Origin of the sequence: Gallaecimonas xiamenensis 3-C-1 (assembly GCF_000299915.1) — a bacterium.
GTDB classification, from domain to species: Bacteria; Pseudomonadota; Gammaproteobacteria; order Enterobacterales; family Gallaecimonadaceae; genus Gallaecimonas; species Gallaecimonas xiamenensis.
The window spans coordinates 1-25187 of record NZ_AMRI01000013.1; the positions used below are offsets into that span (position 1 = coordinate 1).

Consider the following 25187-nt stretch of genomic DNA (forward strand, 5'->3'; position numbering starts at 1 on the left):
TGACATGCTCCGCCAGCAGCTGGCCGACACCGAAGAAGACCATACCTATTGGCTGGAAAAGCAGCTGCGCCTGATTGACCTGATTGGCTTGCCCAATTACATACAGGCCCAGATGTAACAGCAAAGAAAGCCGCCGCCAGGCGGCTTTTTTATGCCTGGTTCAGGGGCTGCAGGCAGACCAGTTTGCAGTCCTTGGCAGCGCTGGGCACCAGGGTGCTTTGCATAAAACGCTGCTCCACTGCGCCCCTGAAGAAACTTCGCTCTCCCCCTTCCCGGTATTGCACCGCCTGGGCCTGCCAGCAACGGCTGAATTCCTGGCTGGCGGCGCTGAGCTCTTCCACCCGCTCCTGCAAAGGCTGATCGGCCGGGTGGCAGGCAAAGTCGCTGCGAAATTCCGCCACCAGCCGCTGGGCCCTGACCGGCCAGTCGGCGATAAGGGTTCTGGCCAAAGGTGCCAGGAAGACAAATTCCAGGAGGTTGTAGCGCTCGGCGCTTTGGTCCAACCAACCGGCAAAGAGATTCTCGGCGCCGCTGTTCCAGGCTTTGAGATCCCAGCAGCGGTCCAGCAGGTAGGCCGGTACGGCCATCAATCCAGGCAGGGCCAGCAATTCGCCAGCCAGTTCCCCGGCCGGTGGGTCGAGCAGTTCCGGGTCACGTCGCCCGGCCAGTTCAAAGAGGGTGGCCCGCTCGGCAGCCGTCAGTTGCAGGGCCTGAGCCAGGCGCGCCAGGGCGTTGGCTGAAGCGCTGACCTGGCGACCCTGCTCTAAGAAGGTGACCCAGGTCATGCTGACCCCGGCGGCGTCGGCCAGTTCTTCGCGGCGCCAGCCAGGGGTGCGGCGGCGGCCAAAGGCACGGGCCGGGGGCGCCAACCGTTCACGGTGGGCACGGATAAACTGGCCCAGCAGGCGGGCGGCGTCAGGGCTCATGGCAGCTTTTGTACCAGTATAAAAACCTATCTTGTACCAGCTTAACTGACTCCCAACAATGGCCTGGCCTATCCAACCAAGGGAGATTTTCATGTCAGAACACCCCCATAACGCCCTGGTCAGCCGCCAGTTCGGTGCCATGGCCCAGGCCTATCTTGCCAGTGCTACCCATGCCAGCGGCGAAGACCTTGCATTGCTGACCGAGCTGGTAGGCCACAAGCCTCAAGCCCTGGTATTGGACATGGGCTGCGGCGCCGGCCATGCCAGTTTTACTGTGGCGCCACGGGTAGCCAAGGTGGTGGCCTACGACCTGAGTCCCGAGATGCTGGCGCTGGTGGCCACCGAAGCCGGGCGGCGCGGCCTTGGCAACATAGTGACCAAGCAGGGGGCAGCGGAACGGTTGCCCTACCCCGACGCCAGCTTTGACCTGGTGATGACCCGCTACAGCAGCCACCATTGGCAGGACATCCAGGCTGGCCTCAGGCAGATGCGCCGGGTGTTGAAGCCAGGCGGTGTCGGCATCTTTATGGATGTGATCAGCCCAGGCCGGCCGCTGCTGGACACCTGGCTGCAAAGCCTGGAATTGCTCCGTGATCCCAGCCATGTGCGTAATGGCTCACCGGCCCAATGGCGCCAGCTGCTGGCCGAGGCGGGTTTTGCCCTCACCGACCAGTGGCAGTTCAAGCTGCCCCTGGATTTTGCCGCTTGGGTAGCACGTATGCAGACGCCCCAGGTACAGGTGGACGCCATCCGCGCCCTGCAACGCCAGGCCAGCACAGAGGTAAGTGATTACTTCGATTTTGCTGATGACGGCAGTTTTCGCGTGGATACCGGCGTCTTTGTTGCCAGGGGTATCTGACCCAGACAGCTTCGGCGCCGCCCTGCCTTAAGGTTCCCCTAAGCAGCACAGGCCAAGCTCAGCGCCTTCACCATGGGGAGAGTGGTATGAAACCCGGACACACTGGCCTTAAGCGGATACTGCTGGCAGGCCGATACTCGATGCAGGGACTGGGCGCCGCCTGGCGCAGCGAAGCGGCGGTACGCCAGGAAATTGGCCTTATCCTGCTGGCCGTTCCCGCCAGCTTTTTCCTGCCGGTAACGGGCCTGGAACGGGCCTTGCTGATCGCCGCCGTGTTGCTGGTACTGGTGGTGGAACTGCTCAATTCCGCCATTGAAGCGGTGGTGGACCGCATCGGCCCCGAATACCACGAACTGTCCGGCCGCGCCAAAGATATGGGTTCGGCCGCCGTCCTTATTACCCTGCTGCTGGCGGCTTTGGTATGGCTAAGTATTCTCTGGCCCTGATCGGCGGCTGGGCCCTGGCCCTGCTGCTGGTGATTTGGCACGGCCCCGACTTTGCCCTGGCCCATTTCTGGTACGGCCTGGAAGGGGGCCAGTGGAGCCTGCAAAACCATTGGCTGGTCAAAGGCATCTTCCATGAAGGGGGCCGCCACCTGACCACCCTGCTTTATGTGGTGGTGCTGCTGGGCTTGGCCCTTAACTGGCGAAAGCCGGCGCGGCGCAACTGGCTCTACCTGGCCCTGACCCTGCCGCTGGTGGTGTTGGTGGTGGGCACCGTCAAGCACCTGGTGCCCATGGACTGCCCCTGGAACCTGATGTCCTTCGGTGGCAACAGGCCCTTTATTGCCCTGTTTGCCCAGAGGCCGGACACCATGCCGGCCAGCCTGTGCTTCCCTGCCGGCCATGCCAGCAGCGGCTATGCCTGGCTGGCGCTCTACTTTGCCCTGGGCAAACGCCGCTGGAGTTGGCTGCCGGGGATGCTGCTGGGGCTGAGTTTTGGCCTGGCCCAGCAGCTGCGGGGTGCCCATTTCCTGTCCCATGATCTGTGGACCCTGATGCTGAGCCTGACCCTGAGCTGGCTTATGGCCCGTTGGCTGCTTCCCACAACAGTTGCAGCGCCAGCGCGGTCAGCACCAGTTGAAATAGCCGATGAAAGCGCGCTTCAGACAGGCGCCCCAGCGTCTTAAGCCCAAGCCAGGTCCCCAATAGGCCGGCCAGGAACATGCTCAAGATCAGGGGCCACCAGTCCTTGAACACAAAGCCGGCCATGCCGAACACCAGGGCCTTGGGGGCGTGCTGAATGCTCATGGCCCCGGCGAAGGTGGCCACCGCCTGGAAGCGGTCGGCGCTGCGGGCCTTGATAAAGGCCGCCACCAAAGGCCCTGAAGCCCCCACAAAGAGCGACACAAACCCCGTCACCAAGGCCGCCAGCCCCAAACCGAAGCGCCCCAAGGCCCTTTTGGGCAGGGCCGGCCCCCAGCACAGATACAGCACGAAAAGGGCAATGGCCAGCTGCAAGACGCTGCCCGGCAGCTGCACCAGCAGCCAACTGGCAAGGGCCGCCCCGGCCAGGCTCAAGGGCGCGAACACCGCTAGGGTAGGCCAATGAATATGGCGCCAGGACAAGGCCCCCCGCCCCAGGTTGGACCCCAGCTGCACCAGGCCATGGACGGGAATGATGGCCGCCGGTGGCAGTATCAGCGCCATAAAAGCAATCAGGATGGCGCCACCACCGGCCCCAAGGGCGGCGGTGACAAAAGAGGTGAAGGCCGACATCAGCGTCAGCCCCCAAAAACTGGCATCCAACAAAGGCGGGCTCCTACCGGCGCCAGGCCGGCGTTACTGCTTGAAAACCTGGCCGTCTTTCATCACAAAGCTGACCTGCTGCATCAGCCTGATATCGGCCAGGGGGTCACCGGGCACCGCCACCAGGTCGGCCAGCTTGCCCGCTTCAACGCTGCCCAGCTTATCACTGACCCCCAGCAGACTGGCAGCGTCCCGGGTGGCGCTGAGGATGGCGTCCAGGGGTGCCATGCCCGCTTCCACCATGTAGCCAAATTCACGGCCGTTCTGGCCATGGGGATAAACACCGGCGTCGGTGCCGAAGGCGATTTTCACCCCGGCCTTATGGGCCTTGGCGAAGGTGGCCTGGATCAGCGGCCCTATGGTGCGGGCCTTGGGGCGGACGATTTCCGGGTAAAGGCCGTCGATTTCGGCGTTGGCCGCCGCTGTCTTTCCGGCAATGATAGTGGGCACAAACCAGGTGCCCGCCTTCTTCATGGCCTTGAAGACTTCGTCGTCCATGTAGGTGCCGTGTTCGATGGAGTCCACCCCGGCGTGAATGGCCCTGAGCATGCCTTCCTTACCGTGGGCGTGGACCGCCACCTTCATGCCGTAGTCCTTGGCGGTGGCGACGATGGCCGCCAGCTCGTCATTCATAAATTGCGGGTTCTGGCCTGATTTGGCCACAGACAACACGCCGCCGGTAGCGGTGATCTTGATGACGTCGGCGCCGTCCTTGTAGCGCTGACGCACCGCCTGGCGGGCCTCATAGGGGCCGTTGATCACCCCTTCGGCGGGGCCGGGGTTACCCATTAGGTGCATGGCGGAGCCGTTGGTGGGGTCGGCATGGCCGCCGGTGGTGGCAATGGCCTTGGCCGCCGTGTAGATGCGCGGGCCGGGCAGCAACCCCTTGTTGATGGCGTTACGCAGGGCCACGGTCACGTTGAAGGCGTCCCCCAGATCCCGCACCGTGGTAAAGCCGGCGTCCAGGGTGGTTTTGGCATAAACCACAGAGCGCAGGGCGTAGTCGGCGGGGTTGAGGGTGTAGTCTTCGCTGTAGCTGCCGGGGGCAAACTGGAAGGACAAATGGGTGTGCATGTCCATCAGCCCCGGCATCAAGGTGGCGTCCTTGAGATCCAGCACCTGGTCGCCGGCGGCCGGGGCCTGGTAGCCGGCCTTGACGGCGACGATGCGGTTGCCGTCCACCACCACGGTGCGCTCGGTCATGGGCGCCTTGCCGGTGCCGTCAATCAAGCGGCCTGCGTGGATCAGGGTGGCCGCCTGGCCGCCAAAGGCAACCAGCAGGGCGGTGGTGCAGAGGGTCAATCGCATGGCTATCGTCTCCTTGAAGGGCTTTGTCATTGATAACAAGGCATTTACATCAAGACTGCCTTGCTGCGACCAACCCCCGCCAGGGTGAGACAGATAGCCAAGAGTCCGCCCCCATCAGCCGGCATCTCCGAGGTATTGCCGTTAACCTAGCCAGGCAAGACAGTGGCTGAGGATTTGCTCTAGGCTGTAGGTTCAGCGCCCGCAGGATTTGTGGGGAGGCAGGCGGCTCGTGACGCTGGGAGCACCATTAACCACATAATTGAAAAGGAAGCACATTATGGCAATGCCAACGGCAGTAAACGGCCAAGTTACCGACGCCGTTTCCAAAGAAGACAGCAAAACCCCTAACGAGGCGCCAGCGCTGGCCGCCGGCGAATTGATGATGGCCGCCAGCCAGGCACTGGCCAACGCCGCCCACAACGCCCCAGCGGAGCAGCAAGACGATGGCGTTACCGCCCAGGCGGCATTGACGCAGGGCGTGGATACCCTGCTAAACCTCGATGCCGCAGCTGGCGAGGTGGGGACCGGCAGGCCCTGAGCCCGCACCGGCACTCTGGCGGTATCGGCTGCCTAGGCCGTTATCGCCACCTTGAGGACCGCAAGCACCGGTGACTTCATCAACCCACCATATAGGTGCCGGTACCGAAGGCGATATGGTCGCCGGCCTCGTTGTGCAGCTCCATGCGGGTCACCGCCACCTTGTTGCCAGCGCGGATAATGGTGGCGGTGGCCACAAACGCCTCGCCCCGGCCCGGGCGCAGGTAATCCACCCGCATGTCGATGGTGCCCATCTTGCCGAACTTGTCGGCCAGTTCCCTGACGGTGGCACCGTCGAATTTGTCGGTCACCGAAGCGATGGCGGCCAGGCCCCCCACCACGTCCAGCACCGAAGCGGTCACGCCGCCGTGGAGGATCTTCTGTACCGGGTTGCCCAGCAGGTCGTTCTTCATGGCAAAGCGCACTTCCACTGCGTCGGCCTCGTAGCGGGTCACCTTCAGGCCCAGCACCTTGTTAAAGGGCATCTGGGCGGTGAAAAGATCACCAACAAAAGCCAGGATCTCGTCCCGGGTTAGCGGGGTTTGGGTTAAAGACGTCATTTCCTTCCAACCTAATTTTTTGATTCTGCTGATTTTTATCTTGAGTAACCGCCGTATCACGGCCCACCAGAAAGACAAGGCTCCCTCCTTCCATTACAATGGCCGGCGCTATGAGCATGTCCCAAGCCCCCGTCTTTGTGAAGTCCTCCGATGAGTCGCCTCAGTCTGTGCTGGCGTCCGTGTTCGGCTATGACCAGTTCCGCCCAGGCCAACAGGCGGTGGTGGACGCCGTGGTGGCGGGGCGCGACGCCCTGGTGATCATGCCCACGGGGGGCGGCAAGTCCCTCTGTTACCAGGTACCGGCCCTGGTACTGCCCGGCACTGCCATCGTGATCTCGCCGCTGATCTCTCTGATGAAAGATCAGGTGGACCAGCTGCTGGCCATGGGGGTGCGGGCCGCTTACCTGAATTCGGCCCTGCCCAGGGACCAGCAATGGCAGGTACTGAACCAGCTGCATCACGGCGAACTGGATCTGTTGTATGTCTCCCCCGAGCGCCTCAGCCAGCCGGACTTCCAGCAGCGGCTCCTTGAGATCCCCATCAGCCTGTTCGCGGTGGACGAAGCTCACTGCATTTCCTCCTGGGGCCACGATTTTCGCCCCGAGTACATGGCCCTTGGCCAGCTGAAACGGCATTTCCCACAAGTGCCGTTGATGGCCCTGACCGCCACCGCCGACAAGGCCACCCGCCAGGATATCCAGCAGCGCCTGGGCCTGGACGACCCCTATTTCAACCTGTCCAGTTTCGACCGGCCCAATATTCGCTACCTGGTGGTGGAAAAGTTCAAACCCATCAACCAGTTGCTGCAATATCTGGAAGGCCAGCGCGGCCAGAGCGGCATCATTTACGCCGGCTCGCGCAAAAGGGTGGACGACATTGCCCAAAAGCTCCGGGGCCAGGGCTTTAACGCCGCCGGCTACCACGCCGGGCTCAGCAATGACGAGCGCCAGTTCGTGCAGGACGCCTTCCAAAAAGACGAAGTGGACATAGTGGTGGCCACCGTGGCCTTCGGCATGGGCATCAACAAGCCGGACGTGCGCTTTGTCGCCCACTTCGACCTGCCCAAGAACATCGAGTCCTACTACCAGGAAACCGGCCGTGCCGGCCGTGATGGCCTGCCGTCCGAGGCCTGGATGCTGTTTGAGCCGGGCGATGTGGCGCGGGTACGCAGCCTGATTGAGCTTTCTGAAAACGAGGCCCAGCAGAAGGTGGAGCTGATGAAGCTCAACGCCATGGCCGGCTTTGCCGAGGGCCTGACCTGCCGGCGCCAGGTGCTGCTGAACTACTTCGGCCAATACAGCGGCGAGCGCTGCGGCAACTGCGATATCTGCCTGGACCCGCCCCAGACCCTGGACGGCACCGAACTGGCCCAAAAGGCCATGAGCTGCATCTACCGTACCGGCCAGCGCTTCGGGGTTGGCCATATCGTCGAGGTGCTGCGCGGTGGCCAAACGGCCCGCATCAAGGAACTGGGCCACGACAAGCTCAGCACCTGGGGCCTGGGCAAGGACCAGGGCCACGATTACTGGGTCAGTATCATCCGCCAGCTTATTCACCACGGCCTGGTGATGCAGGACATCACCCGCCAGAGTGCCCTGGTGCTGACCGAGGCGGCCCGGCCGGTGCTAAAAGGGGAGCGGCCGCTGCTGCTGGCGGTGCCGCGCCTGGTGACCCGTGTCAAACAGACCCGCGCCACCGACAACAGCGCCGCCGACAAGGTGCTGTTTGCCCGCCTCAAAAAGCTGCGTAAGCAACTGGCCGACGAATTCGAAGTGCCCCCCTACGTGGTGTTCAACGACGCCACCCTGGCAGAGATGGCCAGCCATTTCCCTACCTCTGACGCCGAGCTGCTGGCCATCAGTGGCGTCGGCCAGACCAAGCTGTCGCGCTACGGCGAGCCCTTTTTGGGCCTTATCACCGACTACCTCAACAAGGGCTAAGGCCGGCTGGCGATCAGCCTTCCAGCCAGGGGGCCAGGCTGTCGAAGCCGGTCTGCTTGCCGTCAAAAAGCCGCAACAACAACACCCCCAGGATCTGGGCCAAGGCGCCTTGGGCTTTGTCTTCACCCGTGATGGCCGCCAAGGCGGACAGGTAATGGGCTTTGGCCTGCGCCAGTTGGCTGTCGGCAGCGATGGCGTCATTGTCGCGGCCCCTTATGTAGTCCAGCAGCAGGGTCAGCTCACCGGCAAAGTCGGCTTCCATGGCCAGGGCCAGGGTTTCCAGGGCAGCCTGTTGCTGCTGGCGGCTTGGCTGTTCTGCCAAGACCAGCTCCGGCAGGGCGGTGCCGTAGACCGAACTGGCCGCAAAGAGCGCTTCCTTGCTGGCAAAGTAGTGATAGAGAACTCCCTTTGACACCCCCAGAGCATCGGCCATGGCCCGCATGCTCAGGCCGTGGTAACCCTTGGCCCGAAAGACTGCCACGGCGCGGCTGGCCAGTTCCTGGCGGTATTGCTGATGGTCGACACGTTTTGGCATGGGAACTCCTTTTTAGACCACTCGGACTATAAAGAATTGACAGCCCTCAGCCAACGCCGTAGCTTTTATGGACCACTTGGTCTGCAAAAATAACCATGGAACGGATAGCGGAAAACCTCTGGGTGGCAGAGGGTCCTTCGGTGCCCTTCTTCACCCTCCCCTACAGCACCCGTATGACCCTGATCCGGTTGGCCGATGGCCGGCTTTGGGTGCACAGCCCCATAGCCTTGACCCCGGAGCTCAAGGCCGAGGTTGACGCCCTGGGCCAGGTGGCCTACCTGATAGCCCCCAACCAACTGCACCACCTGTTTCTACAGGCATGGCAGCAGCAGTATCCAGGGGCCTTGAGCTTCGGCACCAAGGGCGTCATGGCCAAACGCCCGGACCTCACCTTCCAGCATTGCCTGGACCAGCACTTCACCAGTCCCTGGCCCGAGATCAGCGCCCTGCTTTTTACCGGGTCCAAGGCCATGGAAGAAGCGGTGTTCCTGCACCAGCCGTCGCGGACACTGATCGTCACCGACCTGGTGGAAAACTTTGCCCCCGAAACCTTTACCCCCTTGAAGCGGCGACTGGCGGCCTGGGCCGGCATACTGGCCCCCAACGGCAAGATGCCCCTGGACTGGCGACTCAGCTTCTTGTTCAGCAAGACACAAGCCAGGCGCCATGTGCAGCAGCTGCTGGCCTGGCAACCACAGCGGCTGATCATGGCCCACGGCCTGATGGTGCAAAACCAGGTACCGGCCTTCCTGGCCCGGGCCTTCAGCTGGGTGGGGCCACTGGAGCAGAGCCAGCCATAAAAAACGGCAACCCTGGGGTTGCCGTTCAGCATGCCATTGGCGAAAACGCAGCAGCCTTGCTAGCCCCTTGGGCGCTTGATAAAGCAGGTGGCGTAGCCGCTGGCCAGCAACTTGCCGTCGGCGCTGCGGATGCTGCCTTCGGCTATCCCCAGGGAACGGGAGATATGGGTGACTTTGGCCTCGGCAATCAGCGCCTCATCCATGGGCAGCGGCCGCATCATTTTGACGGCAAGGTCGACAGTGCCATAACTGACCCCGGCTTCCAGCAGGCTGTGCACGGCGCAACCGGTTACCGAGTCGAGGACAGTAGCGGCAAAGCCCCCATGGACCCCGCCCATGGGGTTGCAGTGGCGCTGGGTAGCGCGGCACCCCAGGGTCACTTCCCCCTGGCCCACCGTCAGGTTGTACATGCCCATGGTGTCGAAAATGCTCGGCGGCGCGATATCACCGCTGATGATGGCCTGGAGGTGCTCAAAGCCGGTTAGATGGGAAATAGACATAATGGCTCCCGGTTAGAAAGGCTGGAAAAGTGCCTCAAGGGCGGCCAATGGCAAGGCGGCAATAGGGCAGCAGCACCCAGGCCACCAGGAGGCCACCAAGCAGTGCCTCGAGCAGGATAAAGAGATGGATCTTGGTGGAGATGCTGGTAAAGGGCGCAAAGCGGTAATGGCCCAGGGTCAGCATATTGCAAAGCCCATAGACCGCCAGCAACAAGGTACCGGCGCGGTAGCGCCCCCATTTCACCCAAAGGTACCCAAGGGGGGCCAGGGGCGTCATCAACACCCAGAACAGGTCAATCATGTGGGTATTGATCCAGACCGGCTCGGGATAGTCGGCAAAGAACAGCATGTTGTCGAGGTAATGCAAGATGCTGCTAAGGAAGGTAGCCAGCACCAGCCATTTGAGGGCGCGTAGCCAGGCAGAAGCCGACATCAGGCCGCCTCCCCTTTGGCCGCCTGGGCCTTGAACCAATCGAGGCTGGCCTGCCACAGGGGCGCGGCGTTTTTGCGAAAATACCCCATATGGCCAATGCGGCCGCCCAGGGCGTTGGGCGACAGGTTGACCCTGGTGATGGGGGCCTGGCTGTAGTGCTGGATGAAGGCGTCCCGCGATTCGGGCATGGCCCAGAGGTCGTCCAGGGCATTGGCGGCCACTATGGGGCTTTGTACCGACCGGTAGAGCTGGTCGATGCCGGCCATGGCCGGGTCGTCAAAGAAGTAGTGGGGATAACGGCACCAGTGGCGCCACTGCAAGAAGGCATTCTTTGGCAGATCTTCCCCCATGCCGAGCACCTTCCAGGCGCAATAACCCTTCCACCAGGTCAGCACCGGCAATACCAGGTGCCACATGGTCAGCACCTTGAGCTGCTCCAGCCGTGGCATGTAGCCATGCCAGCCAGCGCCGGTACCGAACACATAGAGCCCCGCCACCTTGTGGTGATTGGGCAGCAAGCCGAAGGCATGGCCGCCGTAGGAATGGCCGATGACAAAGAGCGGTGCATCCCCTTTGGCCATAAGGTCCACCGCCGCTGCCAGGTCGCGCTTGCCCCAATCCAAAAGATCCATCTCAAAGTCTTTGAGGCTGGGTGGTTTTGACTCGCCAATGCCCCGGTAGTCGAAGGTCAGGCTTTCAAAGCCCTGCTCACTGGCAAACTGGGCAAAGCGACGATAAAAACCCTGGGGCACACCGGTGGCGCCGGCCACGATCACCCGCCCCTGCAATGGTCCTTGCGCCGGGTAGCGATAACCCTGCAGCCGGTATTGATCGGCGGTGTAAAACGACACGGATTCCATCTGCGCCTCGCATTATAACAAGTGTCTTAAGTTGACTCAGATGCTAACCTATGACGATTGTTATAACAAGGGTGTGGACCTATGAGTAAGAACGCCTCGGACGGACGTCAGCGGGTCATCGAAGCGGCCGCGTCCATGCTGGCCATGCACGGCTTGCAGGGTGTCAGCATTCGTGAGGTCACCAAGTTTGCCAAGGCGCCGCTGGGATCCACCTACCACAACTTTCCCGGCGGCAAATACCAGATAGTGGCGGAAGCCATCGACTGGGCCGGGCAGCAAACCTTGGCCCGGTTAAGGGCTTGCCTGGCACAAGACCCGCAGAACGGCCTGCAGGCCTTTTTGCTGCAGTGGCGCCAGCGCCTGCTGGATTCGCAGTTTCGTTTTGGCTGCCCGGTGGTGGCGGCGGCCATCGAGGCCTCCCAGGAGCCAGAAGCAGAACAGGTAACGGCGGCAGTATCCCAGGCCTTTAGCGCCTGGCAACGGCTACTGGCCGAACACCTGTTGACCCTGGGCCATGGGGCCACGGCGGCGCAAACCCTGGCCCTTAGCATCATCGCCAGCATAGAGGGGGCCGTGGCGCTCTGCCGTGGGCACCAGAATATCCAGGCCTTCGATGCCATAGTGGAATGCATTCCCCTACTGGTCGGCCGCAAGGTGGCTTAATAAAAAAGGGCAGCCATCAGGCTGCCCTTTTTTATTAAGCCATGACCGGCATCAGGCGGGGACGTCAAAGGCCAGGAAGCGGGTACCGGCTTGAGCCACGAACGCCTTTTCTTCACCGGCGCTCAGCTCCAGGCCGTCCCCCGGGCCCAGCAGCAGCTCTCCGCTGGCAATGCCACCCTCGATGACATGGAGATAACGCTTGCGGCGGCTCTGGGCCTTGAAGCTCACTTCGTCGCCTTCCTCCAGGCGGTACTGGGCCAGTTCGGCGTCCTGGTTGATGGCCAACAAGCCACCTTCCCCTGCCAACACCACTTTGCCTTGTTGCTCAGGTACTTCGGCTTCCTGGTAGCTGGGGTCCAGGCCACGGCTGTGGGGGGCAATCCAGATTTGCAGGAAGTGCACAGGTTCGCTGTCGGAGCCGTTGTATTCGCTGTGGCGAATACCGGTACCGGCGGACATGCGCTGCACCATGCCCGGCACCAGGTGGCCGATGTTGCCCTGGGAGTCCTTGTGGGTCAGCTTGCCTTCCAGCACCACCGAGATGATCTCCATGTCGCTGTGGCCATGGGTACCGAAGCCGGCCCCGGGAGCGACGGTGTCGTCGTTGATCACCAGCAGGGCGCCGCTACCTGTCCACTGGGGATCGTAGTGGTGGCCAAAAGAGTAAGTGTGCTTGGAGTCCAGCCAGCCGATATGGGTGGGCAGGCGGTCTTGGGCTTTACGAATACGCATTTGAACCTCCTCAATGTTGATGGGCTCATGATGGCTTAGAGATAATCGAACAAAAAGCGACGAAAATTGACTCAACCATTCTATAAAGTCGATTTATTTCCAACCCTGGCCCTATGGGACACTAAAGCCTTGAGGAGGAGCCATGGCCCTGATGTTCGATAACCGCTTCGCGCGGGACTTTCCCAGCCTGTATAGCGCCCAGGCTCCGGCCGGCTTCGATACCCCGGAGCTGCTGCTGCTCAATGAGCCCCTGGCCACACAATTCGGCCTGGCCGGCCAGCCGCAGCAGTTGGCCGACTGGTTTGGCGGCAAGGCCGACCTGCCCGGTGCCCAGCCCCTGGCCCAGAAGTACGCCGGCCACCAGTTCGGTGTCTATAACCCCTTCCTGGGGGACGGTCGTGGCCTGTTGCTGGGGGAAATCAAAGACAACCAGGGCCAATTCTGGGATCTGCACCTCAAGGGGGCCGGCCCCACCCCCTATGCCCGTGGCGGTGACGGCCGGGCCGTGCTGCGCTCCTCCATTCGTGAGTTTCTGGCCTCCGAAGCCCTTTTTCACCTGGGGGTCCCCACTACCCGCGCCCTGTGCCTGGTGGCCGGCGAGCTGCCGGTGCAGCGGGAGAGGGTGGAACGGGGCGCCATGCTGACCCGGGCGGCACGCAGCCATATCCGTTTCGGCCATTTCGAACACTGCTTCCACAAGGGTCTGGTGGAGGAACTCAAAGGGCTGAAACAGTATGTGGTCGAGCGCCATTGGCCGGATTTGGCCGATCAGCCCGACAAGCTGTTCTTCGAGCGGGTAGTGCACAAGACGGCGCAGATGATCGCCTATTGGCAGGCCTACGGTTTCGCCCACGGGGTGATGAACACCGACAACTTCTCCATCCTCGGGGACACCTTCGACTTTGGCCCCTACGGTTTCTTGGACGACTACCAGCCTGGCCTTATCTGCAACCATTCCGACCACAGCGGCCGCTACGCCTTCGACGCCCAGCCCAGCATTGCCCTTTGGAACCTCAACTGCCTGGCCATGGCCCTGAGCCCGCTGATCGCCTCGGACGATCTGGTGGCGGCCCTCAAGCAGTTCCAGCCGGCCCTGGCTGGCCATTACCTGAAGCTGATGGGCAAACGCCTGGGCCTGGAGAAAGCCGGCCAGGACGATGTGGAGCTGATCAACAACCTGCTGGCCATGCTGGCCGATGAGGGCCAGGACTACAGCCTGGCCCTGCGCTGGCTGAGCCAGGCCCAAAAGGGCGACAGCCTGATACCCTGTCGCGACCACTATGTAGACAGGGCCCGCTTCGACGCTTGGGGCCAGCAATACCTCAAGCGCCTTAGCGAACAGGATCTGACCGACGAGGACCGCCGCCAGGCCATGGACGGGGTAAACCCCCTTTATGTGCTGCGCAACTACCTGGCCCAGAACGCCATCGCCGCCAGCGAGCAAGGAGACCACAGCGAGCTGCGCCACCTCTATCAGCTGCTGCAAAACCCCTTTACCCAGCAGCCGGGTATGGATGACTACGCCAAGCGGCCCCCGGACTGGGGTAAACACCTGGAAGTGTCCTGCTCCAGTTAAGCCTTCATTCTTTTAACGAGTAACCCATGGCCTTTGACCAAGACAACGCCACCCTGCTGCTGCCCCTGGATACCGACTGGGAGCGCTTTGCCGACGATATCCAGCCCTGGCTGGCCCGCCTGGAACTGACAGTACTGCGCCAGGAAAGCGGCGCCGACCGCCACCAATGGTGGGTCAGCTTTGAAGGCACCGAGCTGCGGCTGGAATATGAAGATCTCAGCGCCAGCACCTGGCTGGCGGCGGAAGATGATGAGGGCCTGGAAGTGCTGGCCTTCTTGGCCAAGTGGGCCAAGCTGGGCTGAACAGCCGCTTTAACTGGCCACCTTGGTGGTGTTGCGCCCGGCACTCTTGGCCTGGTAGAGGGCGTCGTCTGCGGCCTTGACCCAGGCCTGGGCGTCGCCCATGTCGGCCGTCAGTTGGGCGATACCGGCGCTAATGGTAATGGTGATGGGCTTGCCGTCCAGCCGCGCCGGCCGCGCGGCCAGGGCAGTGCAAAGGCGGTCGGCCAGTTGGCAGGCCTGGACGGCATCGGTGTCGGTCAACAGCAAGGCAAATTCCTCGCCCCCGTAGCGCCCTGCCTTGTCAGTGGTGCGCAGCTTGTTGCTCAGCAAGGTGGCGGTGTGCTGCAACACCATGTCGCCGGCTTGGTGGCCGTGGGTGTCATTGACCTGCTTGAAGTGGTCGATATCGAACATCATCAGGGTGCTGGTGCGGCCAGAACGGCGGCAGCGGGCATATTCCTCGGCCAGCATCGCCTCCCAAGAGCGGCGGTTGAGCAGGCCGGTCAGGGGATCGGTGCGGGACAGCACCGACAAACGCTGGTTCATGTCTTCCAGGGCCAGGCGGGAGTTGGCCGCTTCGGTCACGTCGTAAACCACCAGGGCTATCTTGTCGACGCTGCCGTCGGCACCGGCAATGGGCATGAAGGTCAGGTTCTGGTACATGGCGCTGGATCTGCCGGTTAATGACCGGTAGGAGCTGAACGCAAAGAGGTGGGGCCGCTGCTCCCAGGTGGTGAAGGTGACGGTGTTAAGGGCCATCACCGTTTCCACCCGCTGGCGCAGCCAGTCCTGGGGCAGTTCGGGGAACAGGGCAAACAGTTCCTGCCCTTCCACGTCCCGGGCCGCCTTGCCGGAATGGTTGGCCATGAAATCGTTCCAGAAGGTAACGATGAAGTGCCTGTCCATCACCAGCAGGCCCACGTCCAGGTACTTGAGGACCCCCAACAGTTGCTGCAGTTCGAGAAGGGACAGGCTCATCATCTCAGTTCACCAACTGGGTCAGGCGCCTTTCCAGGGCCGGCAGAGAGTCAGGGGTGACCAGCAACACCAGTTCCTGGTGTACCTCTTCGTCGGGGATCTGGTAGCCAAAACGGATACACAGCACCGCTTTGTCCCCCAATTCCGCCAGCACTCTCTGGTCAGTGCGGTCCAGGATGATGGGATGGCCCTGGCTGAATTCCAGTTCCAACTGGGAGGCAATACCCTTGAGGCAGGCACCGATCAGGATGGAAGACAGCTCTGTCATCAACGCCCTCTCTTCGGGCTGGCGGCTACTGAGGCTCATCAGGGCGGCGATACGGTGGGCTTCTTCGCTGGACAATTCCATCAGCACTTCGCCACAGATGCCGGCCCCCACAAAGCCTTGGCTGATCACCTGGTGGCCGGGGCGGCTTTGCCATTGGTCGATAAGGGCACAGAGCTCGCTGGCGGTCATAGCCTGAATGCGGGGCACGGGGATCTGTACGAAGACATTGAAGATGCCCGCCATCAGGCCGGCAGCGCGGCCCATGGCGACGTTGGCCACTTCCCTGAGTACTTCCATGCGGTCGGTACCGGCAATGGACTCCTGGGGTGAGGGGGGCGCCTCACTGAGGGACTCGCTGCACAGGCCAAGGGCCACCAGTTCGGCAAGCAAATCGTCACGGTTCAGGGGTTTTTGCAGGAAGCTTAGCGCTCCAAGGGCCAGTACTTTCTCCCTGGCCTTGGGTTGGACGTCGCCGGAGATCACCACCACCTGGCAGCGTGACGACTGGGCACGCAGCTGCGCCAGTACCTGGTAGCCGTCCAAGTCTGGCATGTTCAAGTCGAGAAACAACAGATCCCCTTTGCCTTCAGCAATCAGCGCCAGGGCCTCTCGGCCACTGGCAGCAAAATGCTGCTGCTCGGCAAAACCGCTGGGAAGCGAGCGTGCCAGAAAATTACGGGCAAGGCGGGAGTCGTCGCAAATGATGACGCTGTAGCCCAAAATTCAAACAATTCATCAACATCTAAGACGGCTAGTGTCGTTTCTTTATACAGCTGTCGTCAACCAAAAAAAGCATTTGCCTTTCACTGATCAGATATCTTGCCTAGTTGCCTGCCCGACTGACTGACAGCCAGGGCTGGCCACACCAGCAGCCAGGAAAAACTCAGGGACAACAACAGATCCAAGGGCCAATGCATGCCCAACACCAGGCGCGACGCCATCATTGCCAGCGCCCAGGCCAGCATCAAAGCGCCGCTGAGCCAGGCCCTGGCCCGCCAGAACAGCACTATGGCAAACAGCGCCAGGGTAACCGCAAATTGGGTATGCCCGGAAGGCAGCGAATAACCCCGTTCGGCGCGCCAGTGGCCCTTTAGCCAGCCGGGAATGGGGGCCGCGTCGATCAGCCGCTCCTGGGCCAGGCTGTCCAGGTGGTAGAACTGCCCCTGATGCTGCTGGTCCAGGTACTGTACATAGGGACGGGGCTCCTGAAAGCTGTGCTTGAGCACCCCTTTAACCCCTTGGCCGGCCACCAGGGCACAGGCCAGGCAAAGACCGTGCAGGCCAGTGGTGCGCCAAGACCACCCCAGCCGCCACTTGAGCCAGGCCAGCACCAGCAGTGATGTCATGATGGCCATGGGAAAAGAACCGCTCAGGGTCAGCCATAGCCAGGCAGGCGCCTGGTCGGCCATGGCCGCTACCTGCCAATGCCAACCCGAAAAGAGCACAACGGCCGGCAACAGGGCCAAACCTAGGGAAAGAGCGAACAGATTCAGGGCAAGGCGCATCTTGATCTCCGGCAAACCAGGCACTACCCTAACGGCCCGCTCAAGGAGCGGTCAATCGTCAACCCGGGTTCCCTCACCCCGCTATCAAAAAGGTAAGCTCATGCTGACTGCTTCCCAAGGCCGTTACCTGGCCAAACTGATCGCCTTCCACATCCTGGTGATCACCGCTTCCAACTATCTGGTGCAACTGCCCTTCACCCTTTGGGGCCTGCATACCACCTGGGGCGCCTTTACCTTTCCCTTTATCTTCCTGGCCACAGATCTGACGGTCAGGCTGCTGGGGGCCGAACCGGCCCGGCGGGTGATTTTCTGGACCATGATCCCGGCGCTCTTTGTCAGCTACGGGGTCAGTGTGCTCTTTCCCCAGGGCAATTTTGCCGGTTTCGAGCAAGCAGGGGCCTTGAACCTGTTCGTGGCCCGGATCGCTTTGGCATCTTTCCTGGCTTATGTGCTGGGGCAGGTACTGGATGTGCAGATCTTTAACCGCATGCGCCGTCTGGGGCCATGGTGGCTGGCTCCGGCCGCCTCCACCGTGCTGGGCAACCTCTTCGATACCCTGGTGTTTTTCTCTGCGGCCTTCTACCAGAGTGACGATCCCTTTATGGCCAGCCACTGGCTGCAGATCGCCTGGATGGATTACGGCTTCAAGCTGCTGATAAGCCTGGTTTTCTTCTTGCCGCTTTACGGGGTGCTGCTCAATTGGTTGCTCAAATGGGCGGAGCCGAGACCGGCCGCCGCCTGAGCCTCAGCCCTGGGCTTCGATGAGGTAAACGCAGCGGCGGCCGTCCGCCAGCAGATGTTCGGTGCGGCTGACCTTGGCGTCACCGGCGAAGCATTCGTTGAACAGGGCCAGCTCTGACCGGCAGAACTGCTGGCAGTGCTGGGCTGCCGTACAGATGGGGCAATGGTTCTCTATCAGCAACCAGCGCCCCTCTTCAGGCTGCTCCACCTCCGCCATGTAGCCTTCGGCGCTGCGCAGCTCCGCCAGGCGTTCCACCTTGGCTGCCAGGCTGGACAGGGGCGCCATGGCCAGACGATAAGCCTCGCGCATCTGTTGCTCCCGGTGGCCGATAAGGGCGTCCAGGCCGTTGTCGCCGAACAGGCTTTTTACCCCTTCGATCAGGGTCAGGGTCAGGTCAGCATGACGCTCGGGAAAACGGGCATGGCCAGCTTCGGTCAGCCGCCAAACCCTGGCCGGGCGGCCAATGCTGCGCTTTTCCATAAAGCTTTCCACCAGGCCTTGCTGCTCTGCAGCAAGCAGGTGCTGACGGGCGCCCATGGCGGTCATCCCAAGATCAGCCGCCAGCACTTGGGCTGTCTGCTCACCTCGGGTTTTCAACAAGTAAAGGATGCGATTGATACTGGGCATGGGCCCATTATGAGCGGGAACGGCGACGGGACTCAACGACTAAGGGCTTGAGGCGAAAAGATCAACAGGGTGCCTTGACAATTAAATAAGAACCATTATCATTTGAGGTGCGTTCCAGTTACGCACTGATGCATTCAAGAGGCTTTGGCTGCATCGCACGACATTGCTCACATTGCTTCCATATGGAAAAAGGCCGGCGACCATGCCGGCCTGTTTTTATCCTCAGAATACCTTTTGGCGCTGTCCTTCAACCTGCACGCACTGGTAACGGTCTCGTCCACCTTCCTTGGCTTGGTAAAGAGCCTTGTCCGCCTGTTCCAGCAGGGGTTTAACCCCTTTGAGATCGCCGCTGGGGTAGCCGCTGGCAATGCCGATGGACAGGGTCACCCAGCTGCTGATGGGAGAGTCTGGATGGCGTATGGCCGCCTGGCGGATATTGGCCTGGATCTTGTTGGCCAGCCCTTTGGCCTCCAGCAGGCCGGAGCCGGGCAGGATCATGGCGAATTCCTCACCACCGTAACGGGCTACCACGTCGCCGGCCCGGCGCACCGACGACATCAGCAGGAAAGCCACCTGTTGCAGGCAACGGTCCCCTTCCAAGTGGCCGGCACTGTCGTTGAAGCGTTTGAAGAAGTCGATATCGATCATCAGCACCGTTAAGGGCTGGGACTGGCGGGCACAACGAAGCCATTCCTCTTCCAATTCCTGGTCGAAAATGCGGCGGTTAACCAGTTGAGTGAGGGCGTCGATGCGGGACAGCTGCTCCAGACGCTGGTTAACTTCGGCCAGCTCGTGGTTGCGTTCGGAAAGGGCCCTGTTGAGCTCCCGCACCTGGTCTTCGTTGATCAGGGCCTCGGTGATGTCTTCCCGCAGTATCAGCAGATGCCTTACCTGTTGCTCATCATCACAAAGGGGCACCTTACGGGTGCGCAGCCAGCGCACCCCGTTGGGGGTGGTGAAGGCTTCCTTGTCCACCAGCTGCAGGCGGCCGCTGTGGATGGCGGCCCTGTCGCTGGCGATGGTGGCCTCGGCTTCGGCCTCGGGCAGTAAGTCCCGGTCCGAGCTGTCGATCAGTTGGTCACGGCTGCGGCCCAGCAAATCCTCGGCGGCGCGGTTGACCTGCACATAGGTGAGGTCATCGGCGTTTTTTACCTGCAGGGTCAGCGGCAGGTTTTCCACCAGGGACCCCAGGAAACGCTCCCGCTCACGAATGCGCTGGTTGGCCTGTTCCAACTCGCGGGTACGCAGCCTGACCTGCTTGCCGATCACAAAGGCCTGGCCGGTCACCAGCAGCACGGTACAGCCCACCACAGACACCAGCAGCAACCCCCCCACCAGGATCAGCCAGAGGCCGGCATTGGCCTGGGTCAGCACATAGTAGTCGGGGTAGTGGAACCGCAGCAGCCATTCACGACCGCCGCTGCTGAGGCTGCGCTCCACCCACAGGCCCTGGCCCGTATCGAAATCCTCCGAGGGCGGCGGCAGGAAATACTGCTGTGACGCCTTGTCCTGGGCCGACATCTGCAAGGGGGACTGAGCTATGGCATTCAAGGCGCCGCTCAGCACAGAGTTGGCGTCGATCACCGCCAAGACATACCCCATCATGGTGCCATCGGCATGGCGAACCGCCCTGAAGGCCAGGAAGCTCTTGCCGTTCTTGCTCTGCACCAGGGACAGCACATCGCTCAGGCTAGTACGGCCCGACACCATGGCCCTGGTCATGGCGGCCTCGCGGCCGGGATGGGAGCCTGGCGCATAGCCAAGAGCCCTTTCGTTGCCTTCCAGGGGTTCGAGGTAATAGATGGGGTAGTAAAAGGCGGTAGGCGGGGCCGGTATCATCTTGCCGTCAGGGCCTTGCACCGTAAAATGAAAAGCCCTGCCCAGCTCGCTGCTGGCCTTCTCTTCCATGGCCAGGCGCTCCTGATGAGCGACCCTGGGTACCCATTCCAAGGCCCTCAGGCCCGGCATTTCCTGTAACAGCTCGCTGGCCGCTCGGTGAAATTCCAACCGCGATACATGTTCCGAGCTGCGGAAGATCTGGGCCAGGCCGGTCAGGGAATTGAGGTAATGGTCGGTACGGGACTGTACCGCCGCCGCCAGCACGTCGGACTGGCGCTGCAGTTCCAGCCCCACCCTGCTGCGCTGGCTGCTGGCGATCTGCTGGGTGCTCCACAACAGCCCCGCCACCAGCATCACCATGGTCAAGCCTGTCCACAGCAGCCGGGAGCGGCCAGGCCTGTTGGCCCAGAGCAGAATAAAGGGGGACAGCAGGGCCACCCCCATGGCGTCTCCCGTCCACCAGGTCAGCCAGCCGGTCAAGGCTACACCGGGGGGATTCACCCCCGCCAGGCTCAGGGTCACCTGGCCTATGCTGGCGGCCACCACCGAACTGAGCAGGGCCCCCTTGCCCATCAACTGCAGGATCTCTCCCAGGGTCGCCAACTGCCAACGGCGCTTGTACGCCAGCAGCCAGGCACCAAACAGCCCTTGCAGGGTGGCACCGCTGGCGATGGCCAGGGGCACCAGCCAGGCGGACCAAAGACCCGACAGCAGGGCTTCAGGCTGGCCCACCACCAGGGCGTTGGTGAGGAAGGAACCGAAGAAGATACCGGGCCAGATGCGATGGCCCCAGGTGAGGAGGGCTACCAGGGCCACACCGGCAGCAGGCCAGATGGGGCTGGCGTAACCTGGAGGCAAGGCCAGTTGGATACCCAACCAGCCTGCCACGAAATACGCGAAGGCGACCGTCAATAGTCGCTGGACCAGAGTTCCGCTCAAGTCGCCTCCGTGGCTTTCAATCACTTAGCCAAGCTAGCAGAAGCCGCCGGCCAAGTCACATGCCATGTCAGGCCAAGCGCAGCACTTCCTCTACCAGCTTGTCGATGCCGCTCTTGGCTTCCAGAATGTTGCCCGCCAGCATGTAGGCCGGGGTAGACACCACCTTGCGGGCCTCATCGACCCTGAACTGGTCTACCGGGCAGGCCTGGTGCACACCGCCCATGGCATCGAAGGCCCCTGCAGTGGCTTGGTCCGTGCCTATGGTGCCCTCAACACCCTGGCCATAAACCCGAGGCAGTATGGCTGGCGCTATGCAGATATAACCCGCCGCCTTGCCGGCCTGGGCAAAATCCTGGCAGGCAGCCAGCACATCGGGCTGCACCTGGCATTCGGCACCCTTGAAGGCGAAATCCGACAGGTTCTTGGCGGCACCGAAGCCGCCAGGCAGGATCAGGGCATCAAAATCAGCGGCCTTGAGGCCTTTGACGTCCTTAATCTCCCCCCGGCAGATCCGCGCCGCTTCCACCAGCACATTACGCCGCTCGGCCATCTCTTCCCCGGTCAGGTGGTTGATCACATGGTGCTGGTCCACATTGGGTGCAAAGCACTGCACCTGGGCACCGGCCTGGGCCAAGGCCAGCAGGGTCAGCACGGACTCGTGGATCTCGGCGCCATCAAAGACACCGCAACCGCTCAAAATCACTGCGACTTTTTTCATCCTTACCTCCTAATTCTTCCAAGCCATGGTAGGTCAGGCCTGGCGACCCTGTCACCGTTCACCCGGCCAAATTGGCTATTGCACATCTTTTAGGCAGTGCTAGACTGCATCCTTGTGTGTCAAAACACAGCCCCATTCGACTAACAAAAAGGATTTTGGTTATTCACAAGCAAGGACAGGCTATCCACATTTCCATCACCCTTTAACTCTTACCGCTGACGCCAGCTGTGGCGCCGCTTGTAGCGTGACTCCCCACAGCGCCATCCGCCGAGAATGGCCGCTGCCTCTTATTTATTCAACAGACTTATCCACAGGCCGAAACACCTCCTGCCATCCCCCTTCTTTGGGCGCCCTTACGTTTCCTCAGGGCCAGCGCTGTGGCATCCTTGGCGCCATTAAGGATCACCTGGACTCCCATCATGGCAACCATTCCCGACAACCCCCTTATCCTGGTAGACGGCTCTTCCTATCTTTACCGTGCCTACTATGCACCGCCGCACCTGACCAACTCCCAGGGGGAGCCCACCGGCGCCGTTTACGGGGTGGTCAACATGCTCAAGTCCCTGTTGCGCCAGTTCAACCCCTCCGAGATGGCGGTGGTGTTCGACGCCAAGGGCAAAACCTTCCGTGACGAGCTTTTCGAGCAGTACAAGGCCCACCGCCCCTCCATGCCCGACGACCTGCGCAGCCAGGTGGCGCCGCTGCATGCCCTGGTCAAGGCCATGGGCCTGCCGCTGATCATCATCGAAGGGGTGGAAGCGGACGACGTCATCGGCACCCTGGCCAAGAAAGCCTCCGCCGAGGGCCGCCACGTGCTGATCTCCACCGGCGACAAGGACATGGCGCAATTGGTGGATGACAAGGTGACCCTGATCAACACCATGACCAACAGCGTCCTGGACCCGGCCGGGGTGGTGGAAAAATTCGGGGTAGGCCCCGAGCTCATCATCGACTTCCTGGCCCTGATGGGGGACAAGGTGGACAACATCCCCGGAGTACCCGGGGTCGGCGAGAAGACCGCCCTTGGCCTGCTGCAAGGCATAGGGGGGATGGACGCCCTCTACGACAACCTCGAGAAAATCGCCGAGCTCAGTTTCCGTGGCGCCAAGACCATGGGCAAGAAGCTGGCCGACAACGAAGACCAGGCCCGCCTCTCCTACCTGCTGGCCACCATCAAGACCGACGTAGACTTGAGCGAAGAGCAGCTGGACATGCGCATCAAGGCCGAAGACCGTGACGCCCTGGTGGAATGGTACGGCAAGCTCGAGTTCCGCCGCTGGCTGTCGGACGCCCTGGAAGGCAAGGCCCCGGAGCAAAACCCGACACAGGCCAGCACCGGCAACGCCGAAGAAGAAACCATCGAGGACCCGGCCGGCATAGACCGCAGCCAATACCAGTTGGTCAACACCGAGGCGGCCCTCAAGGAGTGGATCGCCAAACTGGAAAAGGCCGAGCTGTTCGCCTTCGACACCGAAACCACGGCCCTGGATTACATGGTGGCCGACCTGGTGGGCTTTTCCGTGGCCCTGGCGGACGGGGACGCAGCCTATATTCCCTTCGGCCACAGCCTGCTGGACGAGACCCCCCAACTGGAAAGGGGCCTGGTGCTGGACGCCTTCAGGGCCCTGCTGGAAAGCGACGACCACAAAAAGGTGGGGCAGAACCTCAAGTACGACATGAGCGTGTTGGCCAACCACGGCATCACCCTCAGGGGCATCGCCTTTGACACCATGCTGGAAAGCTATGTGTTCAACTCAGTGGCCGGCCGCCACGACATGGACAGCCTGTCCCTCAAGTATCTGTCCCACAAGACCATCAGCTTCGAAGATATCGCCGGCAAGGGTGCCAAACAGCTGACCTTCGACCAGGTGGCCATCAAGGACGCTGCCCTCTATGCCGCCGAAGACGCCGACGTTACCCTGCGCCTGCACCAGAACCTGTGGCCCAAGCTGCAAAAGGAACCCAGCCTGCAGGCGGTCTTCACCGACATCGAGCTGCCCCTGGTGCCGGTGCTGTCCCGTATGGAACGCAATGGCGTGCTGATCGACAAGCATCTGTTGGCCAAGCAGAGTGAAGAACTGGCCGAGCGCATCCAGGCCCTGGAAGCCAAAGCCCACGAGCTGGCCGGGGAGGAATTTAACCTGGGCAGCCCCAAGCAGCTGCAAGCCATCCTCTTTGACAAGATGGGCATCAAGCCCCTGAAGAAGACCCCTTCCGGGGTGCCTTCCGTGGCCGAGGAAGTGCTGCAAGAACTGGCCCACGACCACCCCTTGCCCAAGGTGATCATCGAATACCGGGGCCTGGCCAAGCTCAAGTCCACCTATACCGACAAGCTGCCGCTGCTGATCCACGACAAAACTGGCCGGGTCCACACCAGCTACCATCAGGCAGTCACCGCCACCGGCCGATTGTCCTCCTCAGACCCCAACCTGCAGAACATCCCGGTACGTACCGAAGAAGGCCGGCGTATCCGCCAGGCCTTTGTTGCCCCCAAGGGCCGCAAGATCCTGGCAGCGGATTACAGCCAGATTGAACTGCGCATCATGGCCCACCTGTCTGGTGATGATGGCCTGCTTACCGCCTTCGCCCAGGGCAAGGACATCCACGCCGCCACCGCCGCCGAGGTGTTCGGTGTGCCCCTGACCGAGGTCAGCAGCGAACAGCGCCGCCGTGCCAAGGCCATCAACTTCGGCCTTATCTACGGTATGTCGGCCTTCGGCCTGGCCCGCCAGTTGGATATTGGCCGCAACGAAGCCCAGGGCTATATGAACACCTATTTCGAGCGCTACCCAGGGGTGCTGGACTATATGGAGCGCACCCGTCAGGGCGCCGAGGAAAAGGGCTATGTGGAAACCCTGTTCGGCCGTCGTCTCTACCTGCCGGAGATCAATGCCCGCAACCAGGCCCGTAAAAAGGCCGCCGAGCGCGCTGCTATCAACGCCCCCATGCAGGGTACCGCCGCCGACATCATCAAGAAAGCCATGATCGCCGTGGATGCCTGGGTCAACCAGCAAGCCGACAAGGTCAAGCTGCTGATGCAGGTGCATGATGAACTGGTGCTGGAGGTAGACGAAGACTTTGCCGACGAGGCAGCCAAAGCCATCAGCGCCCTGATGGAAGCGGCGGCCGAGCTCAAGGTGCCGCTGCTGGTAGAGCCAGGCATGGGCAGCACCTGGGATGAAGCTCACTGACCTCAACCTGTAATATTTTTACCAAAAGCCAGGCTTCACCGGCGAAACCACCGCGATTAAGATCGCATTACCGTGCAAAGATGAAAAAAAACTACATGAAGTGCTTTTAATCTGAGCAGTGC

Annotated in this window: 26 protein-coding genes and 1 pseudogene; 12 read left to right on the forward strand and 15 right to left on the reverse strand. The window is 61.8% G+C overall.

What is annotated here, in order from left to right; genetic code table 11:
- Positions 1–118: pseudogene (locus tag B3C1_RS10220) on the forward strand (bacterioferritin); the annotation flags it as partial.
- A 31-nt stretch (positions 119–149) separates the two neighbouring features.
- On the opposite strand, the gene B3C1_RS10225 reads toward B3C1_RS10220, so the two are convergent.
- Positions 150–926, reverse strand: a complete 777-nt coding sequence (locus B3C1_RS10225; protein ID WP_035481832.1) for a helix-turn-helix transcriptional regulator — start codon at positions 924–926, stop codon at positions 150–152.
- Positions 927–1017: 91 nt separating this feature from the next.
- Between B3C1_RS10225 and B3C1_RS10230 the strand changes: the two genes are divergently transcribed.
- The 3 genes from B3C1_RS10230 to B3C1_RS10240 all read left to right on the forward strand — a co-directional run bounded on the left by B3C1_RS10230 (position 1018) and on the right by B3C1_RS10240 (position 2914).
- Positions 1018–1785, forward strand: a complete 768-nt coding sequence (locus B3C1_RS10230) for a class I SAM-dependent methyltransferase (protein ID WP_008484663.1) — start codon at positions 1018–1020, stop codon at positions 1783–1785.
- A gap of 86 nt (positions 1786–1871) precedes the next feature.
- The gene (locus B3C1_RS10235) at positions 1872–2231 is read left to right on the forward strand and encodes a diacylglycerol kinase (RefSeq protein ID WP_008484664.1); all 360 of its coding nucleotides are present in this window, start codon (positions 1872–1874) and stop codon (positions 2229–2231) included.
- Positions 2207–2914, forward strand: a complete 708-nt coding sequence (locus tag B3C1_RS10240) for a phosphatase PAP2 family protein (RefSeq protein ID WP_083858306.1) — start codon at positions 2207–2209, stop codon at positions 2912–2914. The genes B3C1_RS10235 and B3C1_RS10240 overlap by 25 nt, the downstream gene beginning before the upstream one ends.
- Here the strand turns inward: B3C1_RS10240 and B3C1_RS10245 are convergent.
- Positions 2808–3536 carry a TSUP family transporter gene (locus B3C1_RS10245; protein WP_035481790.1) on the reverse strand — a complete coding sequence of 243 codons (729 nt, stop codon included), beginning with the start codon at positions 3534–3536 and terminating at the stop codon, positions 2808–2810. The genes B3C1_RS10240 and B3C1_RS10245 overlap by 107 nt on opposite strands.
- A gap of 30 nt (positions 3537–3566) precedes the next feature.
- Complete coding sequence (locus B3C1_RS10250) at positions 3567–4841, reverse strand: metal-dependent hydrolase family protein (RefSeq protein ID WP_008484668.1); 1275 nt, start codon at positions 4839–4841, stop codon at positions 3567–3569.
- 277 nt (positions 4842–5118) lie between these two features.
- On the opposite strand from B3C1_RS10250, the gene B3C1_RS10255 reads away from it, so the two are divergent.
- Positions 5119–5379: a RebB family R body protein gene (locus B3C1_RS10255; protein ID WP_035481795.1), complete on the forward strand. Its 261-nt coding sequence runs from the start codon at positions 5119–5121 to the stop codon at positions 5377–5379.
- 79 nt (positions 5380–5458) lie between these two features.
- Here B3C1_RS10255 and B3C1_RS10260 read toward each other — a convergent pair whose 3' ends face one another.
- Positions 5459–5938 (reverse strand): thioesterase family protein, encoded by a 480-nt coding sequence (locus B3C1_RS10260; protein WP_008484670.1) that lies wholly within the window; start codon positions 5936–5938, stop codon positions 5459–5461.
- Between the two features lie 116 nt (positions 5939–6054).
- Between B3C1_RS10260 and recQ the strand changes: the two genes are divergently transcribed.
- Positions 6055–7878 carry a DNA helicase RecQ gene (gene recQ / locus B3C1_RS10265; RefSeq protein ID WP_008484672.1) on the forward strand — a complete coding sequence of 608 codons (1824 nt, stop codon included), beginning with the start codon at positions 6055–6057 and terminating at the stop codon, positions 7876–7878.
- 13 nt (positions 7879–7891) lie between these two features.
- On the opposite strand, the gene B3C1_RS10270 is transcribed toward recQ, so the two are convergent.
- Positions 7892–8413: a TetR/AcrR family transcriptional regulator gene (locus B3C1_RS10270; protein WP_008484673.1), complete on the reverse strand. Its 522-nt coding sequence runs from the start codon at positions 8411–8413 to the stop codon at positions 7892–7894.
- Positions 8414–8508: 95 nt separating this feature from the next.
- Between B3C1_RS10270 and B3C1_RS10275 the strand changes: the two genes are divergently transcribed.
- The gene (locus B3C1_RS10275) at positions 8509–9213 is read left to right on the forward strand and encodes a DUF4336 domain-containing protein (protein WP_008484674.1); all 705 of its coding nucleotides are present in this window, start codon (positions 8509–8511) and stop codon (positions 9211–9213) included.
- 59 nt (positions 9214–9272) lie between these two features.
- Here B3C1_RS10275 and B3C1_RS10280 read toward each other — a convergent pair whose 3' ends face one another.
- Genes B3C1_RS10280 through B3C1_RS10290 form a run of 3 tightly spaced genes read right to left on the reverse strand, consistent with a single transcriptional unit; the run spans position 9273 to position 11006 of the window.
- Positions 9273–9713, reverse strand: a complete 441-nt coding sequence (locus B3C1_RS10280; protein ID WP_008484675.1) for a PaaI family thioesterase — start codon at positions 9711–9713, stop codon at positions 9273–9275.
- Positions 9714–9747: 34 nt separating this feature from the next.
- Positions 9748–10146, reverse strand: coding sequence for a hypothetical protein (locus B3C1_RS10285; RefSeq protein WP_008484676.1), 399 nt, complete (start codon positions 10144–10146; stop codon positions 9748–9750).
- Entirely contained in the window at positions 10146–11006 is an 861-nt protein-coding gene (locus B3C1_RS10290) for an alpha/beta hydrolase family protein (RefSeq protein WP_008484677.1), read from the reverse strand. Before B3C1_RS10290 ends, B3C1_RS10285 begins: the two co-directional genes overlap by 1 nt.
- An 81-nt stretch (positions 11007–11087) precedes the next feature.
- Here B3C1_RS10290 and B3C1_RS10295 point away from each other — a divergent pair, with 81 nt between their 5' ends.
- On the forward strand, positions 11088–11669 hold the full coding sequence (locus tag B3C1_RS10295; protein ID WP_008484679.1) for a TetR/AcrR family transcriptional regulator: 582 nt from the start codon (positions 11088–11090) through the stop codon (positions 11667–11669).
- A 51-nt stretch (positions 11670–11720) separates the two neighbouring features.
- Here B3C1_RS10295 and B3C1_RS10300 read toward each other — a convergent pair whose 3' ends face one another.
- Entirely contained in the window at positions 11721–12401 is a 681-nt protein-coding gene (locus tag B3C1_RS10300) for a pirin family protein (protein WP_008484681.1), read from the reverse strand.
- 142 nt (positions 12402–12543) lie between these two features.
- Between B3C1_RS10300 and B3C1_RS10305 the strand changes: the two genes are divergently transcribed.
- Both B3C1_RS10305 and B3C1_RS10310 read left to right on the forward strand, forming a co-directional pair.
- Positions 12544–13977 (forward strand): protein adenylyltransferase SelO, encoded by a 1434-nt coding sequence (locus B3C1_RS10305; RefSeq protein WP_008484682.1) that lies wholly within the window; start codon positions 12544–12546, stop codon positions 13975–13977.
- A 26-nt stretch (positions 13978–14003) separates the two neighbouring features.
- On the forward strand, positions 14004–14279 hold the full coding sequence (locus B3C1_RS10310; protein WP_008484683.1) for a DUF3630 family protein: 276 nt from the start codon (positions 14004–14006) through the stop codon (positions 14277–14279).
- A gap of 9 nt (positions 14280–14288) precedes the next feature.
- Here B3C1_RS10310 and B3C1_RS10315 read toward each other — a convergent pair whose 3' ends face one another.
- The 3 genes from B3C1_RS10315 to B3C1_RS10325 all read right to left on the reverse strand — a co-directional run bounded on the left by B3C1_RS10315 (position 14289) and on the right by B3C1_RS10325 (position 17009).
- On the reverse strand, positions 14289–15236 hold the full coding sequence (locus B3C1_RS10315) for a GGDEF domain-containing protein (protein WP_237750990.1): 948 nt from the start codon (positions 15234–15236) through the stop codon (positions 14289–14291).
- A gap of 4 nt (positions 15237–15240) precedes the next feature.
- Positions 15241–16224: a response regulator gene (locus B3C1_RS10320; RefSeq protein WP_008484685.1), complete on the reverse strand. Its 984-nt coding sequence runs from the start codon at positions 16222–16224 to the stop codon at positions 15241–15243.
- 83 nt (positions 16225–16307) lie between these two features.
- Positions 16308–17009 (reverse strand): phosphatase PAP2 family protein, encoded by a 702-nt coding sequence (locus B3C1_RS10325; protein ID WP_051012910.1) that lies wholly within the window; start codon positions 17007–17009, stop codon positions 16308–16310.
- A gap of 100 nt (positions 17010–17109) precedes the next feature.
- On the opposite strand from B3C1_RS10325, the gene B3C1_RS10330 reads away from it, so the two are divergent.
- A complete protein-coding gene (locus tag B3C1_RS10330) occupies positions 17110–17751 on the forward strand; it encodes a 7-cyano-7-deazaguanine/7-aminomethyl-7-deazaguanine transporter (protein WP_008484688.1) in 642 nt (213 codons plus the stop codon).
- Positions 17752–17754: 3 nt separating this feature from the next.
- On the opposite strand, the gene B3C1_RS10335 is transcribed toward B3C1_RS10330, so the two are convergent.
- From B3C1_RS10335 to elbB, 3 genes are all read right to left on the reverse strand, one after another.
- Entirely contained in the window at positions 17755–18378 is a 624-nt protein-coding gene (locus B3C1_RS10335) for a helix-turn-helix transcriptional regulator (RefSeq protein WP_008484689.1), read from the reverse strand.
- Positions 18379–18600: 222 nt separating this feature from the next.
- On the reverse strand, positions 18601–21156 hold the full coding sequence (locus B3C1_RS10340) for a diguanylate cyclase domain-containing protein (RefSeq protein WP_192813368.1): 2556 nt from the start codon (positions 21154–21156) through the stop codon (positions 18601–18603).
- Between the two features lie 67 nt (positions 21157–21223).
- Positions 21224–21874, reverse strand: coding sequence for an isoprenoid biosynthesis glyoxalase ElbB (elbB, locus tag B3C1_RS10345; protein WP_008484691.1), 651 nt, complete (start codon positions 21872–21874; stop codon positions 21224–21226).
- A gap of 419 nt (positions 21875–22293) precedes the next feature.
- Here elbB and polA point away from each other — a divergent pair, with 419 nt between their 5' ends.
- The gene (gene polA, locus B3C1_RS10350; RefSeq protein WP_008484692.1) at positions 22294–25065 is read left to right on the forward strand and encodes a DNA polymerase I; all 2772 of its coding nucleotides are present in this window, start codon (positions 22294–22296) and stop codon (positions 25063–25065) included.
- Positions 25066–25187 lie beyond the last annotated feature (122 nt).